At 48.8% G+C, this 328-nt stretch carries 1 protein-coding gene; it reads right to left on the bottom strand.

Annotated elements, in window-relative coordinates; translation table 11 throughout:
• A partial coding sequence (locus R5H29_RS06695) for a hypothetical protein (RefSeq protein ID WP_332328943.1) occupies positions 1-328 on the bottom strand: 328 nt, incomplete at both ends.

The following is a 328-nucleotide window of genomic DNA, read 5'->3' on the forward strand; positions in this document are numbered from 1 at the left end:
CCTCAACTGTCGTAGATCTTGCTGACCAAGGTGCGTGTTGGCTCGACTCTGACTGAAGAGAGCTTTAAGCTCGTCGGTCAACAGATTGCCTGCAACGCCAAGAGAAAGCGCAGCTATAATACTTTGGAAAATCGACTTGCCTCGGTCTAAGAGCGCTGGAGCAGGATGGTCAAGCTGTAACGCAAATGCCTCACAAAGCGATAGTAAATTGGCTTCAGTCATTTGCTCTTTATGTCGAAGTTCGGACTGAAGGATCGTCAGGAATTTGTCAATTTCGTCTTTCGTAAGCCCTCCCGCTTGGAGAAGAGCCTTGAGAGTTTCCACGGAG

The organism is Stenotrophomonas sp. A3_2, from assembly GCF_036624925.1.
Taxonomy (GTDB): Bacteria; Pseudomonadota; Gammaproteobacteria; order Xanthomonadales; family Xanthomonadaceae; genus Stenotrophomonas; species Stenotrophomonas hibiscicola.